Source organism: Corynebacterium sp. CNCTC7651, assembly GCF_021496665.1.
GTDB lineage: Bacteria > Actinomycetota > Actinomycetes > Mycobacteriales > Mycobacteriaceae > Corynebacterium.
In genome coordinates this window covers 42,080-61,309 of record NZ_CP071246.1, presented here as the reverse complement: position 1 = coordinate 61,309, position 19,230 = coordinate 42,080, and the positions used below count along the sequence as shown (strand labels likewise).

Sequence of the window (19,230 nt, the reverse complement as noted above, 5' to 3'; positions counted from 1 at the left end):
TTGCTTTACGACGAAAAGCCGCCACCCTCCCGTATTTCACAGGTGAGTGGCGGCTTTTGCCGCGCTACCGCCTACTTGTTGCGGTTAGCCAGGTTGGCCCACTGATCGGTACCGATCGCGGTCCAAGCCTGACCCGGCTCGTTGGAGCACCAGTCATACATCACGGCGCCAGCTGCGGTGACGGCCAAGATCGCACCGGCGGCCTTACCCGCCATCTCCAGCTGCGGCTGGTACTGGGCGGCCAGGCGAGCGGCCTGCGCGTTGATGTCGTTCACCTGGTTCGCAATGCGGGCGAAGTCCTGGTTCTCCCACAGGCGACGGTTGAACTCGTTGCCCACGCGGCCCAGACCGAACGGATCCTCCGGCAGGTACTGGCGGGCGATCTCGTTCGCACGCGCGTTGAGCTGGCCGTTGATCCGGTTCAGCGCATCCTGGTACGGAGCCGCTGCCTGCTGAATCACCGGACCCGCAACCTCGTTGAGGCCGTAGCCCAGCAAGCTGAGCGGGATCAGGTACAGCAGCGGCGACTGGACCGCGTTCTGCACACAGCGCTCCACAACCTCGGCTGCGTCCGGGGTGTCCGTCGGAATCGCCGTCGGCGTAGCGACGGTGGACAGACCACCCGTCGGCTTCCCACTCGTCGTGGTTGCCGTCGGAGCCACCGGAGTGGTGACCGTCGTCGGCGTGCCGTTGATGGTGGTCACAACCGGTGTAGCCGGCACAACCGTCGTGGTCACCTTGCCGTCAACCGTCGTGGTCACCGTCGCGGACGGCTTCGACTCCGACGTAGGTGCGGACGAGGTCGGCGACTTCGGCGTCGACGGCTCACCCGGGTGGCTCGGGTTGGACGGCTGGCTCGGCTCCGGATTGGAGGACTCCACCGAAGACGGGGCGGACGGCTCCGGATCAACCGACGGGTCAACCGGGTTCGGGTTCGACGGCTGGTTCGGCTCCGGGTTGGACGGGCTCTGCGGAGAGGAAGGCTCCGCGGGGTTGGTCGTCGGGCTCGGCTCACTCGACTGCGCAACCGACGTCTGCGGCGTGGAAGATTCCGGCGTGCTGGACTCCGGCGTGCTGCTCTCCGGAGTAGACGGCTTCGGAGTCTTGCAGCCGCAGTCGTTGTAGTGACCGATCACCGTAATCGGCGTGACGACATTGGCGCGATCCGTGCGGGTGTAGTCGATCTGCACCACCGGGACGTCGCCCGTAAAGTCCGGCTCCGGCGTGAAGGTCACCGTGCCCTCATTGTCCACGGTGTAGAAGCCCTTTCCCGGCAGGGTCAGCTTGCGGCCACCGTCATCCAGCTTGGCATCAGCGATACCGTCCGGTAGACGGAACTTCAGAGAGTCACCCTTCACCTTCTCGTCGCGGATCTCGATGGCGATCGACTTGCCCTTGGTCTGCCAGTACTCGATCGTGGAGCCGTTGACGTGGACCTCAGGATCCTTCTCGCTTACGACGGTCTGGGTCGCGGTGGTGGTGACGTTGTTGGTCACCGTCGTCGGAACGGCATTCGTGACCGTAGTGGTATTTGTCACCGTAGTCGGAACCAGGGACGTCACCGGGACATCCTTGGTCTCGGTGATCGTCGTCGCCACACCCTCGACCGTGGTAGGCACAAAAACAGTGGTCGGCACAGTGACCGTTGTCGGAACTTCCTTTGTTTCCGTGGATACAACCGTCGTCGGCTTAACCACAGTGGTCGGCTCCGTGACAGTGGTCGTCGACTGCGGAACAACGCTCGTGACTGTGACCGTCTCCGTTGTGGTAGCCGTCTCAGTGACCTTTTCGGTCTCCTTGACCGTGGTCGGAGCAGGCTCAGTTGCCGTGGTGGTGGCCGTGGTGGTCACCGGCTTGGTGCCCACGCGGATGATGGCCTTCTTCGGCTCCTGGGTGTCCCGGGTCATCTTCGGCTCACCGACTGGCTTACCGTCCTTGAACTCCTGGGTGGACGTGATGGTCTCCAGACCGTTCTGACCCTGCTGCTCAACCTTCTGGGTTCCAGCAGGCAGAGTGTCATCGAGAACAAACTCTGTTTCGTACGGCAGCAGGTGAGACTCAACGGTCTTCAGGGTCTGGTCAGCGATCGTCGGGCCGTACTCGATGATCTGCTGGACCGGTTCCTTGGTTACCTCCTCCTTCGTGGACTCCGTGGAGTTGCCGTCAGCTACGGAGAAGTCGGCGGTGAACTTCTTCTCACCGAACTCGCCCTTTTGGACAGTCTTGATCTCACCAGGCTTCAGATCAGTGTTCGGACGCACGATCGTGTCGTACGGCAGCGGCGCAACCCATTCCGTCTTGTAGGAAGCCTCTGCCGGCTTGATGCCGACCGTGACGATCTGCTCCTCCGGCGCCTCAATGACCTCCTCAGTCACGGTCGCTTCACCCACAGGGTTGCCATCGACCACGTTCTGGGAAACGGTCACCCGCTTCTTGCCCGGCTTACCTTCCTGAGTCACCTTAGACTGGCCAGGTGCCAGGTTCGGGTCGTAGACAATTCGGACCGGGAACGGGGTCTCAACTTCAGTGGACTTCTTGATCGGGGCAACGCCCTTGGTGCCCACCTTGATGATGTGCTCCACCGGCTTGATCTCCTCGGTGGTGCCATCAGTCTTGTGGATGACCTGGCCGGGCCTGCCCTGCTGAGCAACTACGTACTTGCCGGCCTCGAGGTTCGGGTCCTCTTCAACCTTCACGGCATACGGAGTTTCCTCGGTCCACTCGACGTCGTCTGCCGGCTTGCTGCCGACGCGAATAACGCGCTGGACCGGCTCCTTGGTTGTCTGAGCCGAGACCTCCCCGTTGGTGAAGGATACGGTTACCTCGCCATCGACGCCCTTGACATCCTCGACCTCCTGACCCGGTTCCAGAGTCGGATCGAAGATGATCTTGGTGGTGAAAGGCAGCCTTACTGTCTCAGAACCGGTGTCCGGAATTTCCTTGACCGTTGTCGTGGCGACAGCAGTAGTTGTCTCCCTAACGGTAGTCAGCGGCGGAGTCACGGTCGTCGGAACCGTGGTCGGCACCGTAGTTGGAACCGTTGTGGTGATCGTCGTCGGGACTTCCTTCGTGGTCGTCAACGTCGTCGGCGTACCCTCCACCGTGGTCGTCGACTTCTCCGTCGACGTCAACGTCGTCGTGATCGTCGTCGGAACATCGACCCGAGTCGTCTCGGTGGTCGTCGACTTCTCCGTCGTGGTGGCGGTCGCAGTCGACGTCTCCTTCACCGTGGTCGGCACAGTGGTGGTGATCGTTGTGGGAACCGAAGTCTTTTCCGTAACCGTAGTCGGGGTGCCCTGGGCGGTCGTCACAGACGTGACTGTCGTCGGCACCGCCGTCGTGATCGTCGTTGGGACCTCAACGCGGGTCGTCTCGATCGCCGTCGACTTCTCCGTCGTGGTTGCAGTCGTCGTCGCCGTCGACGTCGTGGTAGCCGGCTTCGTACCGACGCGGATGATCGCCTTCTTGGCCGGCTTGGTCACCTCGGTGGTGATCTTCGGCTCGCCAACCGGCTTGCCGTCCTTGATCTCCTGGGTGGAGGTGATCTTCTCCTCGCCGTTCTCACCCTGCTGCTTCACTACTTGCTCACCGGCCGGCAGCGTGTCGTCGAGGACATACTCGGTCTCAAACTCGATCGGACGCGTGGTCTCAGACTTCAGCGTCTGATCATCGATCGTCGGACCGTACTCAATGATCTGGTCCTTCGGCGCCTTGGTCTGCTCCTCCTTGGTGTCCACCTTGGAACCGGATCCCACAGAAGAGAAGTCGGCGGTGAACTTCTTCTCGCCGTACTCGCCCTCCTGGACAGTCTTCACCTCGCCCGGCTTCAGATCCGGGTTCGGGCGCACGACAGTGCCGTACGGAACCTGCGCCGTCCACGTGACCGTGTTGGTCGCCTCATCCGGCTTCGTACCGACGGTCACAATCTGCTCAGTCGGCTCCGTCACCGTCTCCTCGGCAACAGTCGCCTCGCCGTTCGGCGCAGAGTTGACCACAGGCTGGGTGATCGTGACCTTCTTCGTGCCCGGCTTACCCTCCTGGGTCACCTTGGACTCGCCCGGAGCAAGGTTCGGGTCGTAGACCACACGAACCGGGAACGGAATCGCCGCTTCGTACGTGTTGACGGTCTGGCCCTCGGTCTTCGTGCCCACGCGCACGACAGCGTCGACAGGCTCCTTCGTGCGCTGCGTGGTGATCTTCGGCTCACCGACCGGCTTGCCGTCCTTGATCTCCTGCGTCGCAGTCACGGTGTCCACACCGTTCTCGCCCTGCTTGTCGACGACCTGCTGACCCGCCGGCAAGTTCGGATCCGCCACGAACGTCGTATTGAACGGCACCGGGTTCGTCGTCGTCGACGTCAGGGTCTGATCCGCAATCGTCGGACCGTACTCAATGATTCGATCGGTCGGCTCGGTGCGATCCTTCGACTCGGTCACCGTCGCCTGGCCATTGGTTCCCTCAAACGTCGCGGTGTACTTCGCCTCGCCGTTCTTACCCTTCTGGACAGTCTTGACCTCACCCGGCTTCAGGTCCGAGTTCGGGCGCACGACCGTCGAGAACGGAATCGGCTCAGTCCACTCCACCTTGTCGGTCGCGGTGGCCTGCTTCGTGCCGACCTTGATCACCTCAGTCACCGGCTGCGTGGTGACGTTCTCTTCACGCTTCGTGTCAGTGACCTGGCTGTTGACGATGGTCTGGGTGACCGTGACGGTCTTCTCGCCAGCCTTACCCGGCGTCACAACCTCGTAGGTGCCAGCCGGCAGGTTCGGGTCGTACTCAACCTTCGTCTCATACGGCACCGGCTCAGTGTGCTCGACGGTGTTCGCACCCTCGGTTTTAGTGCCCACGCGGATCACAGCATCCTGCTTCGGCGTCACCGTGGTGGTCGTGACCACCGGTTCGCCGGAGGGCTTGCCGTCGACAAGCTTCTGCGTGCTCGTGACCTTCTCCTCGCCGACAACGCCCTGCGTATCGACGACCTGAGTACCCGCCTCGAGCGTGTTGTCGTAGACGATGGTGGTCTCGAACGGAATCTTGCGAGTCGTCTCGGTGACCAGTTCCTGGTCGTCGAGGCGCGGCCCGTACTCGATGATCTCCTCGACCGGTTGCTTGGTGTCCTCGGACTCGACGACCGACGCTTGGTCGCCGGTGGCAGTGAACTTTGCGGTGTAGGTGCGCTCACCGTTCACGCCCTGCTGGACGACCTTCGTCTCACCCGGAGCGAGCGCCGGGTTCGGGCGGGTGGTGGTGCTGTACGGAATCGGTGCTGTCCAGGTCACATCCTTGGCGGCAGTGGCCGGCTTGGTGCCGACGTGCACGACTTCGTTGGTCGGCGCGGTGGTTTGCTCCCACGTGCCGTCACGCTTCTGCTTCTCTTCACCTGCCACACCCTTGGTGACAGTCTTGTACTCGCCGGCAGGAATTGTGTCGTCGTAGACGTACTCCACTCCGAACGGCACCGGGCGTGTCGGAACATCGACGACATTCACGACGGCCTTAACGGTGTCCTTCGAGCCATCTTCGTAGGTCACCGTGACGGGAATCTCAACCGTGCTGCCCGGCTCGGCATCCGCCGGTGCGGTTGCAGTGATCTTGCCGTCGTTGTCGATGCTGACAGTCCAACCATCGGGAACAGCACCCAACTCGTAGGGGTTGTCTGCTGCAACCTTCACGCTGTCCGGCTTATTCAGGGTGACTGGCAGCGTTGCCGTGTCACCGGGGTAGACCGTTTCGACCGGGTAGGCGGGTTCAGCCTCCCAGCTGTTGGTCAGCTTCACCACGGTGGTGACGGGAACCTGGGCGACCGAACCTTCCACGGTTTCAACTCTGACGGTTGCGGTGTTCTTGTCGCCCGGCTTGGCGTCAGCCGGCGGGGTGGATGAGACGACACCGGTTGTCGGGTCGATCGTGTACATCCAGCCGTCTTCGGTTGTCATCTCGGTGATCGGCGAGCCGTCAGGGTTCTTGCCGAAGGAGAACGTCGAACCTTCCGGCGCATCCGCGATCTGATGGTTGACTGCCTTGCCCGGACCGGTGGTCTCCACAGAGTAGACGGGAGCAAGGTCGCCCTTAATGACGACGATGGTGCCCTTCACCTTCTGCGGCTTCTCCTGCTCATAGTGCGCGAGAACCGGAACGTTCAGGACGTAGCCTTCGGGCGCTGTCTTCGGAATCGTCGTGGTGATAACACCCGTGCTCTCGTTGATCTTGAGCGTCCACGTGCCGCTGTCATCCGTATGGGTGAGCGTAGTCGTGCCGTCTTCGAAGGTGTAGCGCTGCGGAGCCTCGTCGGTGGTGTTACCGCTGAGACCGCGCTCAGGGATCGCAGGTGTCAACGTGACGTCGGAGTTCGGCTTGTTGGTCACCGTGTCGTAATCGGGAATCTTGACGTCCACGATTGCCTGGAACTGGGGCTCGACCACGTCGTCGGTGCCGTCCGGGTAGGTCGCCGTTATCTTCGGCGTGATGACGGAACCCGGCGCAACGGATTCGTCAGCAACTGCGGTGACCTTGCCCGTGTTGTCGACGGTCACGGTCCAGCCGGCCGGAACAGTGGCCGGGTCAACCTCATACTTCGCCGGGTGGACCGCCTTGTAGCCCTTCATAATGGGCTTCAGAGCGATCTGGGCGGTGATGGGATCAGTCACCTTGCCCTTGGAGAGGCCCGGGCGCACCAAATCAGTGACCTGGGTGTTGTTCGGATCAACGATCACGAGGAGGCTCAGCTCATCCTTCGAGCCGTTCGAGTACTCCACGACGACCCTCGGCTGCGCGAAGGTACCGGGCTCAGCATTCGCGGGAGCGGTGACGGTGACATCGTAGGTCGCCGGATCCATCTCGGCGGTCCAGCCCGCGAAAACGTATCGCTCGTCCAGTTGAACCTTGGCATTGAAGCCACCGGCGCCTTTATCTTTCACCAGGTCCGCGATCAAGTCCGGGACCTGCTTGAACACGACCTGCTGCGGCTGATCCGTCAGACTGCCGTCAGCCTCGATGCCGGAAGTGAATGTTTTCTCGCGCTTGTCGTACTGCGGGTCGTGGTACTCCGTGTCGTCGAGCGAGATGGTGTTTCTGCTGATCTCATTCGCCGTGCTGTAGCGCGGCAACGAATTTGAGCTGTCGAAAGCTTTGGCATAAGGGCCAATAAACGCGCCACGACGGAGAACTGCACGTTTTTATCGGCCGCCAGTCCAGTTCCGCGGTATTCGGGCCAGGTGTAGTAGATGTCACCGTTGTCGTCGACACGCAGCAGCTGCTTGTCACCGCCCGAAGCGGAGGTGTCGCTGGAAGCGATGTACTCGCCGTTGCCGTCATAGGCCTCCACAACCATGCGGGACAGCGAGGCCTTGTCGAAGCTGCCGTCCGAGAGTTCAGGGACGTCAATGTGGCCGACCTTGGTAGCTGCCGTCCGAGAGTTCAGGGACGTCAATGTGGCCGACCTTGGTCTCCTCACCCGGCACAATCACGTGTTGCTGGATGCTATCCCAATCCACTTTGATGGGGTTGCATTCGTTGTTCTCGTTCGGCCACGGGTTGACCAGGGCAATGAAAAATGAATTGGTCGTGGCTTGGAGCCTGCTGTTAAAATTTTTGTCTCTGGTGTACTGGTCTTTCCACACGTAACGCACGCGAGAGTCCGCCCCAGCCTGGGCGAATTTCTCTACCTCCGCCTCTGAGAGAGCCGACTTCAACCCGTAGGTAATTTGGGGGCCATCGGTAATCTCAAGTTTTTCGTTGGCCCGGTCGGATGCTGCGACGTCCGTCCCCAGGGGTTCCCCGGCAGGCGCTGCCGGCACGGATCCAAGCGTGACGGGAGCCGTATTTAGACTGGCGCTACTCCACTCCCAGTAAGCAAACGTGCGGTCCTGCGAGTTATCGAAGGCGACGGACACGCCCCAGGTGCGTGTGTTGGTGGTAGCGTTGGACGGCTCAAGCCTGTCCCAGCTGAAACCCGCCTGGCTTCCCTTTCGCGACCCCGTCTCTGACATGACCAGACACGACCCCGCATCCAGGTCAGACTCGAGTTGTTTGCCTGTGTTGATCACCTTGGAGCCGTCGGCGCCTCGGATACCGCCGGTCAGGGACTCTTGTGCAGAGGCGAGGGGCCCCGGGCCCACAACACTGAAAGCGCCGAGCGCCAAAGAAACAGCGGATGCCGCAGCAACGCCCGAACGGCGGGGCTTGCGCCCTCGCTGGGTAGAATTAGTCATTGATACTCCTTAGGAATTTTCGCAGAGCCGCCCTCAACCATTTGGGCACTCCGCACATTTTGAGCGCATTAATCTCATTGTTAAACGGCATTAGTCTACCGTTTATTCACATCGATTAAAAGATCATATTTCTTTTCCTCGCCCGGCAGAGGCCCGCAAAGGCCAGCACGGACCCCTTTTGGCCACCACCTCCCGCCCCGCCTTGCCGCGCACGGACATAAGCCCAGCTAGAGCACACCAGCACAAATAGAGGTCGAGGAAGCGTGAACCGACACTATGATGCCGGTCACAATCAGAAGGAATGTGGACTCAGACACACCGGTGGGACGGGGCGCACCAACACTCCCCGCAATACTCCAGAAGCGCTGTTTAACCGCGCCCGCGCGCACCCGCCAGCCCCGCGGCGGCGAGCAGCGCACTCAGCAGCAGGGCGGAGACAATGCCCTGGTAGTCGCCACCGTTGCACGCAGCAGAAACCGCCGTCGTCGCCCAGTGCATCGGCGCCGCCTGCGACAGGCTCACCCACAGCGTGTCCACCTGCGCGGTCGTGGCAGTGCGCCACACCCACCCCACAAGGCCGGTCTGCGCAAGGGCGAAAACCCCGGCGAGGCCGAAGCCAGCACCAGTACCGAGCCACCGCGTGAGCACACCCGCGAGTCCCGCCGAAGCAAGGGTGCCGAGGAGCAGTGCTGCGAACGCGACGGCGTACTGCTGCGCACCTAGCCCCGTCCCTATCACCCCAGCCAAGACCGTGCCGGCGGCGGCGACGGTGAGCGCCCCAAGGGGCAAGATCCACCGGCGGGCGCCAAAGGTGAGGACAGATGCGAGCGCCGTGCCGCTGAACACCGTCATCGCCGCAAGCAACATCGCAGCAACGGGCGCGAGGGTTGAGCGCGTCGCGGCCGCACCGTCGGTGCTGTCCGCGGCGCTCGGGGCGGCCACGGGCACGGGCAGCGCCGCGCGAACAGCCGCGACTTTGTCGTTGTTCAGCTGAGACATCCGGTCGATTTGCTGCACGCCGGCAACAAGTTCGCCCACGCCCTCGGTGGCCTGGCTGGTTTGCGCATACAGCTCACTCAACCCGGCGGCAAGGTCGGCGGCGCCGTTAGTGGCTGTATATATACCGTCGTGGTACGCGTACCCCGGCACGGCGAGCTGGTTCGCCAGCTGGCGGGAACCGTCCCGAAGCTGGTGCAGGCGATCCGCAACATCGGGCGGGAGCTGGGCGGTGACAACCTGCTCCCGCAAAGCGTGGAGGGAGTCTCGGGCAGCGAGCGCGTCCGGGTCCTGCGCGTCCTCTAAGCCGGTAAGTGTGCGGTCAATTGCCGCGAGGATCTGCCCGCGCACCGCCTCAAAACTGGTGACCTGCTCAACCACTTGCCCAATCGCGTCCGCCAACTCGGTTGCGCCGCTGCCAAGTTGGCCGGTGCCGGCCTGCAGTTCCACCATGCCGGCAGACAGCTGCTGGGCGCCGGCTTGGGCGGCGGAGATGGCGGAGATAAGCTGCTGCACCTGCGCCTCCGCCTCCCCCACGCCTGAGGCGAGCTGGCCTGCGCCCACCTTGAGCAGCGCCGCCTGCTGGCCTGCGTCGCCGGCGGCGCGGCGGGCCTCGCCCAGGTTCTCCGCGCCTAACTGGGGGGCGCCCGAGACCTCTGCGTCGGCCGCAAGGTTGGCCCACGTGCTCGCCGGGGACATCGGTAAAAGTGCGCCGACAACCAACGCCAAAACGGCGCACACTACCCGCAGACTGTTGCCCGATGCCATGCCACAGCATTTAACACCCGTCACCACATTTTCCTGGTAGGACGCACCGCCTGCCCGAATTGTGCGGATTGCATTGGGGCGAGCTGGATTTCACGTGAGTACTGCCCGCCATTTGACCTGCTAGTGTCGAAAACGCTGCTGTAGAGACGAAGCGACCTAAAGAGGATTCCCATGACACTTCCCCTCGCCGTCGGGCTTGTGGCGTTAACAGTGGTGCTTTCGCCTCCGCTCGTGCGCGTCATGGACCGCGCCGCAGGCTACCCCATCGCGCTGGTGTTCTTCGCCGCCGCGGGAGTGCTTGCGTCCAAGTACCCCACCATTAGGCAAGGGGGTGTGCTGGAATGGGGCTTCGAATGGGCCCGGGATGTGCTGGGCACCGGCGCGGCTGTCAACGTTGCGCTGCGCGCGGACGGGCTGAGCATCTTCTTCGCGCTGCTGGCGCTGACCATCGGCGGTGTAGTGATGCTGTATTCCGCCGCTTACCTGCCAAAGCGCGAAGGCAACACGAGCTTCTACACCATCATGACGGCGTTCACCCTGTCAGTGCTGCTACTGGTGCTGGCCAACGACGTGGTGCTGCTCTTCATTGGCTGGGAGCTCGTCTCCATCGCGTCCTTCATGCTCATCGCGCGCTCCGGCTCCTCGGGCGAGGCCGGCTCCTACCGCACGCTGATCCTCACCTTCTTCGGCGGGCTGACGCTGCTCACCGCACTGGCCATCGCGGCGGTGCAGGCAGGCACCACCTCGCTGTCCGGCATCCTGGCGGCCGATTTCTGGGCGCAGGATTCCAAGCTGGTCACCGGCTTGGCTGTGCTCATCGCGCTGTCCGCCTTCACCAAGGCCGCGCAGTTCCCCTTCCACTTCTGGCTGCCCGAGGCAATGGCCGCGGCCACCCCGGTCTCCGCGTTCCTCCACGCCGCCGCCGTGGTCAAGGCGGGCGTGTACCTGCTGCTCCGCTTTTCGACGGTCTTTGCTGCGACCCCCGAGTGGAACTGGCTGCTGATTATCACCGGCCTGTTCACGGCACTGATGTCCGCCACCTTCGCCATTACCAAGACGGACCTGAAGCACCTCACGGCGTACTCCACCGTGTCCCACCTGGGCTGGATCGTCGCCGCCATAGGCGTGGGAACCCCCGTTGCCCTGGCCGCGGCGTTGACGCACACGCTTGCGCACGCCCTGTTCAAGTCCTCGCTGTTCATGCTCATCGGCGTGGTGGACCACGAGGCCGGCTCCCGCGACATCCGCCGCCTGGGCCCGCTGTACAACAAGATGCCGTTCACCTTCGCCTCCACCGTCGTCGCCGCGGCATCCATGGCCGCGGTGCCTCCGCTGTTCGGCTTCGTGTCCAAGGAATCCATCCTTGCCGCGCTGCAAGACAACCCGCAGGGCATGATCCTGTTGGTGGTTGCCGGTATCGCGGCGTTTCTCACCTTCCTCTACTCCGCCAAGATTGTTTTCGGCGCGTTCGTGGACGGCCCGAAGGACATGTCGCACGTGCACGAGGCCCCGGTGAGCCTCTGGCTGCCGGCGGCGCTGCCGGGCTTGATGTCCGCCGTCGTGCCGTTCATGCTCCCGCGGGTAGGCAACCTGGTGTCCAACGGCGTCACCGCCATCACCGGGGAGGCGTACGAAGCCGAGCTGCACATCTTCCACGGCGTGAACGCCCCGTTCATCGTCTCCATGATCGTGCTGGCCGCCGGCATCCTCTTCGTGCTCTTCGCCCGCAAGCCCTTCTTCGCTCGCGTGGAGAACAAGGAGCTTCTGCCCACCAACGGCAACGAGATCCTGAGTGAGGTGAACCGTACTGCTACGAGCGTCGGCAAGCACTTGGGCTCCATCGCGGACGGTTTCAACCCGTCGCGCCACCTGTTCCCGCTGTTCTTCCTGGTAGTCGCGCTTGGCCTGTCCACGGCGCTGCTGACAGACGGCGTGGACGGCGTGCCGCTCGCCCCGCGCGCGGAAGGCATCGACGTGTGGTGGGACCTCATCCCGTTCGCCATCATCGCCGCCTCGGTGGTGGGCATGTGCCGCACGCGCTCCCGCCTGGCCACCACCGTGCTGTTGGGCACCGTGGGCGTGGGCATGACGCTGCAGATGTTCATGCTGGGCGCGCCGGACGTGGCGCTGACCCAGTTCTTGGTGGAGGCGCTCACCGTCGTGGTCATGCTCATGGTGCTGCGCTTCCAGCCGCGCATGTTCCCGGAGACTCCGAAGCGCAGGCAGGTCACCGCGACGGTGTTCGCCGCCCTGGCCGGCATCACCGCTTTCCTAGGCGTGTGGAGCCTGCTGGGCCGCCGCGAGCGCTCCGAGCTGGCGTTGTGGTTCCTCACCGAGGGCGGGTTGGAAACGCACGCGGACAACATCGTGGCCGTGATTATCGTGGAGTTCCGTGGCTTTGACACCCTGGGCGAGCTGTCCGTGCTGGGCATGGCCGCGGTGGTGATCATGGCGGTGACGTCCTCCATGCCGCGCCACAAGTTCGAGGCCGGCACCCGCCCGCGCCCGTTCGGCCAATCCCAGTTCAACACCCTGCCCCTGCGCAAGGCCGCCGCGATGGTGCTGCCGGTCCTGGTAGTGCTCTCCGTGGTCATCTTCTTCCGCGCCCACAACGCCCCCGGCGGCGGCTTCGTCGCAGCACTTGTGCTTGCCACCGGCTTCGCGCTGAACTACCTCTCCCGCGGCGCGGACACCACCGTGGTCAACGAGAAGACCCCGGTGCGCCTGATCGGCTGGGGCATCATCGTCGCCATCTCGTCCGGCTTCCTGGGCCTGATCGAGGGCGGCTTCATGTACTCCATCTACGGAGAAATCCTGGGCCAGCACTTCACCACGGCCATGATCTTCGACGCCGGCATTTACATGTGCGTGGTTGGCATGGTCACCCAGGCCATCAACTCCCTCGGCGGCTACCTGCGCCCCGGCGCGGAGGTCTCGGAGCTGGTGTACACCCGCAGCGAGGCAGAAAACCCGCTGCCCAACGTCCCCGAGCCGGAGCACCCCGAAAATGCCGTGGATGCCCACCCGTCACCGCTCAACCCGGCCGAGGCCCCCCGATCCGTCCTGTCGAAGGAGCTTGATTAACCATGGTGATGGCACTGACAATCGCAGTCCTAACCGCCGGCTCCGTGTACCTGGTCATGCAACGCGGCATGGTGCGCGTGGTGTTCGGCATGTCCCTGTTCGGCCACGCCGCCAACCTCACCCTGCTCGCCGCGGGAGTAGGCGCGTGGCGCGGCGAGGCGTTCCCCTCCCGCACCGCGCTGGAAGACATGTCCGACCCGCTGCCGCAGGCGTTCGTGCTCACCGCCATCGTGATTGCGATGGCAACCACGACCATCCTGCTCATGCTCGCATCCTTGGGCAAGGACGACGACACGAAGGATCAGCCCACCGGCACCGACTCCGGCTACAGCCACATGGAGCTCTCCCCGTCCGCCCTGTCCACCGCCGGGCGCACCGCCCGCCTCAACCCGCGCAAGCTGCGCGCCATCCACGACATGGAAGTCCTTGAGACCGTTGACCGCTCCCTGGAGGTGACCGAACGATGACCGCAGACGCAATCCTGCCCATCTTCGTCGCGCTCCCGCTGATCATCTCCGCCGTCACGGCGCTTTCCCCGAGCAAGGCGCTCAACGACGCACTTTCAATCATCATCCCGGCCATCAACCTCGCCGGCGGTGTTTGGCTGTACCTCTACACCGGCGAGCACGGCACGATCAGCCACACCGTCGGCGGCTACCAAGCCGGCGTGGGCATCTCCTTTGCCGGCGACCAATTCTCCGCCATCATGCTGGTCACCACCATGATCGTGGCGCTCACATCCAACTGGTTTGCCATCGTGGCCGGCGAGACGCAGGCCCGCTACTTCACGCCCCTGACGCTGGTGCTTATCACCGGTGTCTCCGGCGCGCTGCTCACCGCGGACCTGTTCAACTTCTTCGTCATGATCGAGGTCATGCTCCTGCCCTCCTACGGCCTGATCGCCATGACGGGTACCCGCCACCGCCTCCTGTCCGCCCGCGCCTTCGTGCTGGTGAACCTGGCGGCCTCTACGCTTCTGGTGCTCGGCGTCGGCTACGTCTACGGCGTGGCCGGGGCCGTGAACATCGCGGCCCTGCGCGGCGCCGCCGCCGGCAACGGCCCGGTGACGGTGGCGATGGGCATTGTGGTCATCGCCATCGCGGCGAAGGCCGGTGTCTTCCCGGTGCACACCTGGCTGCCGCGCACCTACCCCTCCACCTCCGCGGCCGTCATGGGGCTCTTCTCGGGCCTGCACACCAAGGTGGCGGTGTACATGCTCTACCGCATCTGGGTGGTCGTCTTCGACATGGATGAGCGGTGGAACACCCTGATCATCGTCATCATGGTCATCTCCATGCTCATCGGCGGCTTCGCCGGTCTGGCGGAAAGCACCATCCGCCGCGTGCTGGCGTACCAGATGGTCAACGGCATGCCGTTCATCCTGGTCATGCTCGCCTTCACCGGCGGGGGCGGCGAGCAAGCCCGTTACGCGCTCGCCGCGGGCCTGTTGTACACGCTGCACCACATGATCACCGTCGGCGCGCTCACGCTGAACTCCGGCGCGATCGAGGAAACCTACGGCACCGGCACCATGAGCAAGCTTTCCGGCCTCGCCCGGCGCGACCCGATCACTTCGGCCGTGTTCGTGGCCGGCGCGTTCTCCATCGTGGGCTTCCCGCCGTTCTCCGGCCTCTTCGGCAAGGTGACCATCATGCTCGCCGCGGCGAAGCCTAGCGACGTCACGTCGTGGGTAGTCATCGGCACCATCATCGTCGCGTCCTTCGGCGCGTTGCTGTCCATGATGCGCGTCTGGCGCAAGGTCTTCTGGGGCCGCCCGATGCAGCACTACCCGGCTGCGTTGAATGTGCGGTGGCCGTATTTGCTGCCGTCGTTAAGCATGATGCTCCTGTCCCTGGCAATGTTCATCTTTGCCGGGCAGATGTGGGGCATCACCACCAGCGGCGCCGACGCGTTGCTGAACGTGGACCAGTACACCACGGCCGTGCTGGGCACCGACGCCGTGGGCGTGTACCAGGGAGGACGTTAAATGCTGCACGCGATGAAGTACACGCTGTGGATCATCAAAGAGATCTTCGTAGCGGGTTGGGCGGCCGTGGTCGCCGCGTTCAAGCCAAGGACGGGGCTTGAACCCGTGATCATCTACTACCCGCTGCGCCTGAAGACGGACTGGGAGATCTTCTGGTTCTCCACCTCCATCACCGTCACCCCCGGCACCCTGTCCGTGGGTCTGCGCCACCGCACGGCGGACGATGCCGCCGAGGTGCTGATTGTGCAGGCCGCGTTCGGCGCGGACCCAGTCGACGTGATCGAGGGTCTGGCCGACATGGAGGAGCACGTCAACCCCAAGGTCAAGGCAATTCCGTTCGACGCTGCTAGCGTCGCCTGGGAGCCGTACAAGGACCACGGCGCGCCGACTGCGGCCCACGTCCCGCCGGCAGAGAGGATGGACTAAATGTTTGCCACCCCATTTGAAACCGTGATGGCCGTCTGCATGATCATCATGGCCGCCGCGCTGTTGATTGGCCTCGGCGCAGTGATTCTGACGCGCGACGAACTCTCGCGCGCCGTGATGGCGGACTTCGTGTTCTACGCCATGATCGCCATCTTCCTGGTCTGGACGCTGGTGCGCGAGACCATGATCGGCTACGACGTCGCCATCCTCGCCGCCCTGGTCTGCGGCGTCATTCCCACCATCTCCATGGCCCGCATTATCTCGAGGGGGCGCCGCTAATGACTGTCCTGGAAATCATCGTCGTCGCGCTGGTGGTCATCTCCACCGTCTACGTTGTGGCCACCGTGCTGTTGCAGCTGCGCGCGCCGGACGCGCTGACCCGCGCGAACCTGCTCGGCCCACTCGTGTGCCTCGCATTCCCCACGCTCGTTCTAGCCAAGCTCATCTACTCCTGGGGCACCTACGGGTTCCGGCTGGGCGAGTTCCTCATGGCGGTGATCGCTGTCGCCGGCGTGTGGATCATCGGCTCCGTCGGCAGCTTCGTCATGGGCCGCTCCATCTACGGCGTCACCGTCACCGACAAGCTGGACACTAACGCCAACCACTAGCGCTGCAGCACCATCACGCCGACCTTCTCCGCGGCGTCGTTCTGCGGGGTCAGTGTCAGCGTGTCGTTGGTCACCTGGCCGGTGTACTTCAGGTCCTGGCCCGTCAGCGGGTCGGCGAGCTTGAAGTCTTCGCCGGACTGCTTGCACTTGGCGTCGTTGGTTTCGCCGGTGGTCTCCGTCATGGTCCAGGAGCAATCGCCGCCCTTGACGGTCACGGTTGCCGTGCCGCCCCCGGTCTCAGCGTTGGTGGCGGTGATGTCGCCGGTCCACGTACCGTCCCACTCGCTGGAACCGCAGCCGGCGAGTAGCGCGCCGGAAACGAGCACAGTTGCGGTCAGGGCAGAGGTTTTCTTGAAAGTTGTCATACCTCCACCCTACCCACCGCAGAAGAAAAGCCCCCGAAGGGGCTTTTTGCTTATCGACGTCCGCTCGAACTAACCCTGCCAGCGATCATCCGCGCCCACGGTGCGCTTCTCAAAACGCTCCTTGGCAGCGGTGTAATCCTCCTCCGGCAGCTGGTAGAAGAACACGCGCGGCAGCGCGGCCTCGACGCGGTTGAGGTACTCGGTGACGAACGTCTCCACGGTCTCCGCCTCAGCCGACTTCTTGCTCACGTAGATGAACAGCGGGCGGGACAGCGGGTACTCGCCGGACTGGGTCTCCTCGCGGCCCGGGGCAACACCGTCGACGGACACGTTGCCGATGCGGTCGCGGATGGAGCCCTCGGTGGCCAGGTAGTTGCCCACGCCCATGAAGCCCAGGCCGTTGACGTCGTCGGCGATCCAGCCGGAGAGCTCGTCGATGTCATCCGTAGCCTTGTAGTCCTCGCGGATCTTCTCGCCGTCCAGCACGGTGGCCGTGAACACGCCGAGGGTACCGGAACCCTCCGGGCGACCGTAGAGCACAATTTCCTCATCCGGCCAGCTCGGGTCCAGGTCGGACCACTTGGACACGGAGGACTCGGCGGACCAGATCTCGCGCAGCTGGTCGATGGTGAGGTCCTGCGCCCAGGTGTTCTGGTCGTTCTTCACCAGCGTGATCGCGTCGAGTGCGATCGGCAGCTCGATGAACTCCACCTTGTTATCCGCGCAGAGCTTCTGGTCCTCGGCCGGGATGGCCACGGAGGAATCGTTGATGTCGGATTCGCCCTTGCAGAACACCTGGAAACCGTCGGTGGAGCCCTCGGAGGTGAGGTTGACCGGGGTGTCGGTGCGCTCCGCGATGAAGCGGGTGATCGGCTCCACGGTGGCGGAACCGGTGATGTCAATAACACCGTCTCCAGCCGGTTTGGATTCAGTGGAGCAACCGGTGAGCAGCATGGCTGCCGCGAGCGGCAGGGCGGCGTAAATGCGCTTCATTACTTGCCGCCCTCCCGCATCTCGGTACGGAACTCGCGCAGCAGCTTGAACAGGTTCATCCAGCTGCCCTTGTTGGTGGCCATGTAGTGCGGCACGTTCTGAAGCTCCGCCTCCTGCTCCGGGGTGAGGTGGGACCGCTTCGCCTCAGTGCGGGCACCCTGGCGGGCCTCCAGCTCGGTGCGCAGCTCAGCGGCGGTTTCCTCCAGCTCGTTGAGCAGCGCCTCCAGCGCCGCATCCGGGGCCTCATTGTTGATCAGCTCTGCCGCGAGCGGACCGAGGTCGAAGTCCGGGTCCGTCGGGTCGAGGTGCATGTTCGGATTAGTCATGGCTTGTACTCGCTTTCTTTAGGACAGGGCGTTGGAGATGATCACGGCCAGGATCGGGATGACGAAGAACACGCCGGCGACCCAGACGAAGACGTAGATCTTGTTGCGGTCCGCCATCTTGGCCAGCCAGTCCGAGCCGGTGGGCGGCAGTTCACGCAGGAACGGGATACCCAGGATGACAATCGCGGAGAAGAGGTTGAACATGGTGTGCACCAGCGCACCGGTCATAGCGGCCTCTGCCTCCACACCGGACGCGGAGAACGCCGCGATCAGGCCGGTGATGGTGGTACCGATGTTTGCGCCGACCACGAACGGGAACAGCTCGCGCACCTTGAACTTGCCGGAGCCGGCCAGCGGCACAGCAAGCGCGGTGGTGGTGGAAGAGGACTGCACAATCGCGGTGATCAGCGCACCGGAGAGCACACCGGTGAACACGCCGCGGCCCAGCGCTGCGTGAAGGATCTCCTGCGCGCGGCCCACCAGCAGGGCGTTGAGCAGGTTACCGATGAAGCTGATGGACACCAGGATGAGCACGATACCCAGCACAGCGAGGATGACGCCGCCCCACACGTTGCCAAGCGGCTCGACGAGGCCCGTCGCCAAGCTCACCAGCGGCTCGGTGATGGTGTCAATGAAGTCGCCCACCACGTTGAACACGCTGGCCACCGGGTTGTCGCCCTGGCCGGACAAGGACGGCGCGATTGCCTGCGCCGACTTGGACAGCACGCCGAAGAACAGCTCCAGCGGGAAGAAGATCAGTAGCGCGAGGAGGTTGAAGAAGTCGTGCACCGTCGCCATGGAGAACGCGTTGCGGAACTGGCGCTTGTTGCCGGCCAGACCCACCGCAACCAGCGTGGACGTCACCGAGGTACCGATGTTGGCGCCGAAGAGCATCGGCACCGCGATCTCCAGCGGGAGGCCGCCGGCGAGCATGCCCACCACAATCGACGTGGTGGTCGAAGAGGACTGGATAATTGCGGTGGTGATAATACCGATCGCCAGACCCACGAACGGGTTCTCGGCGAACGCGAACAGCTGCTTGGCCTGGTCGCCGGCGGCCATCTTGAAGCCGTCGCCGATCATGCCCACACCGTTAAGAAGCAGCCACACTGCGAGGGCGACCGCTACCCACTCAGCGACGGACTTCGCGGTGCCGGTGAACGGCAGGAAGCCCAATGGATCCTTCTTTTCTTCCTCGAACTGCTTCTCAAAGTCCGAGTCGGAGCTTTGCTGCTCCACGTTGTCTTCCAAACGAACGGCGGTCGACCCGCCAGTATCTTTACTCATGCTCACCCAACCTCATCTGATCGTGCGCCCGCGTGCCAGGCACAGGTACGCGAGACATTACGGGAAAGAGATGATGATTCGGTGGCCCGGAGGTGAACGTTCGGAGAACTTAAACAGGAAAAACCCAGCCAACACGAAGCTGGCTGGGTTTCTTCTCTAATCGCCCTCAGGCGAGCAATA

The 19,230-nt window shown here is 63.7% G+C and carries 13 protein-coding genes; 6 read left to right on the top strand and 7 right to left on the bottom strand.

Features of this window, described 5'->3' with window-relative positions; translation table 11 throughout:
* Window positions 1–71: 71 nt before the first annotated feature.
* The 3 genes from JZY91_RS00275 to JZY91_RS00265 form a co-directional block, all read right to left on the bottom strand.
* Entirely contained in the window at window positions 72–7,106 is a 7,035-nt protein-coding gene (locus JZY91_RS00275) for a G5 domain-containing protein (protein WP_234948021.1), read from the bottom strand.
* 273 nt (window positions 7,107–7,379) lie between these two features.
* The gene (locus JZY91_RS00270) at window positions 7,380–8,210 is read right to left on the bottom strand and encodes an adhesin domain containing protein (protein ID WP_234948020.1); all 831 of its coding nucleotides are present in this window, start codon (window positions 8,208–8,210) and stop codon (window positions 7,380–7,382) included.
* 369 nt (window positions 8,211–8,579) lie between these two features.
* Complete coding sequence (locus tag JZY91_RS00265; RefSeq protein ID WP_234948019.1) at window positions 8,580–9,905, bottom strand: hypothetical protein; 1,326 nt, start codon at window positions 9,903–9,905, stop codon at window positions 8,580–8,582.
* A gap of 240 nt (window positions 9,906–10,145) precedes the next feature.
* Between JZY91_RS00265 and JZY91_RS00260 the strand changes: the two genes are divergently transcribed.
* The 6 genes from JZY91_RS00260 to JZY91_RS00235 are packed head-to-tail and all read left to right on the top strand — an operon-like array spanning window position 10,146 to window position 16,079.
* Window positions 10,146–13,058 carry a DUF4040 family protein gene (locus JZY91_RS00260; protein WP_234948018.1) on the top strand — a complete coding sequence of 971 codons (2,913 nt, stop codon included), beginning with the start codon at window positions 10,146–10,148 and terminating at the stop codon, window positions 13,056–13,058.
* A 2-nt stretch (window positions 13,059–13,060) separates the two neighbouring features.
* A complete protein-coding gene (locus JZY91_RS00255; RefSeq protein WP_234948017.1) occupies window positions 13,061–13,525 on the top strand; it encodes a sodium:proton antiporter in 465 nt (154 codons plus the stop codon).
* Window positions 13,522–15,045: a monovalent cation/H+ antiporter subunit D family protein gene (locus JZY91_RS00250; protein ID WP_234948016.1), complete on the top strand. Its 1,524-nt coding sequence runs from the start codon at window positions 13,522–13,524 to the stop codon at window positions 15,043–15,045. The genes JZY91_RS00255 and JZY91_RS00250 overlap by 4 nt, the downstream gene beginning before the upstream one ends.
* The gene (locus JZY91_RS00245) at window positions 15,046–15,471 is read left to right on the top strand and encodes a monovalent cation/H+ antiporter subunit E (protein ID WP_234948015.1); all 426 of its coding nucleotides are present in this window, start codon (window positions 15,046–15,048) and stop codon (window positions 15,469–15,471) included.
* Window positions 15,472–15,750 (top strand): cation:proton antiporter, encoded by a 279-nt coding sequence (locus tag JZY91_RS00240; RefSeq protein WP_234948014.1) that lies wholly within the window; start codon window positions 15,472–15,474, stop codon window positions 15,748–15,750. It begins immediately after the preceding gene.
* Window positions 15,750–16,079, top strand: a complete 330-nt coding sequence (locus tag JZY91_RS00235) for a Na+/H+ antiporter subunit G (protein ID WP_234948013.1) — start codon at window positions 15,750–15,752, stop codon at window positions 16,077–16,079. Before JZY91_RS00240 ends, JZY91_RS00235 begins: the two co-directional genes overlap by 1 nt.
* On the opposite strand, the gene JZY91_RS00230 is transcribed toward JZY91_RS00235, so the two are convergent.
* The 4 genes from JZY91_RS00230 to JZY91_RS00215 all read right to left on the bottom strand — a co-directional run bounded on the left by JZY91_RS00230 (window position 16,076) and on the right by JZY91_RS00215 (window position 19,050).
* Entirely contained in the window at window positions 16,076–16,444 is a 369-nt protein-coding gene (locus JZY91_RS00230) for a hypothetical protein (RefSeq protein WP_234948012.1), read from the bottom strand. The genes JZY91_RS00235 and JZY91_RS00230 overlap by 4 nt on opposite strands.
* Before the next feature lie 69 nt (window positions 16,445–16,513).
* Entirely contained in the window at window positions 16,514–17,437 is a 924-nt protein-coding gene (locus tag JZY91_RS00225; RefSeq protein ID WP_234948011.1) for a substrate-binding domain-containing protein, read from the bottom strand.
* Window positions 17,437–17,763, bottom strand: coding sequence for a hypothetical protein (locus tag JZY91_RS00220; RefSeq protein ID WP_234948010.1), 327 nt, complete (start codon window positions 17,761–17,763; stop codon window positions 17,437–17,439). The genes JZY91_RS00225 and JZY91_RS00220 overlap by 1 nt, the downstream gene beginning before the upstream one ends.
* Window positions 17,764–17,781: 18 nt before the next feature.
* The gene (locus JZY91_RS00215; RefSeq protein WP_234948009.1) at window positions 17,782–19,050 is read right to left on the bottom strand and encodes a Na/Pi symporter; all 1,269 of its coding nucleotides are present in this window, start codon (window positions 19,048–19,050) and stop codon (window positions 17,782–17,784) included.
* Between the last annotated feature and the right edge of the window lie 180 nt (window positions 19,051–19,230).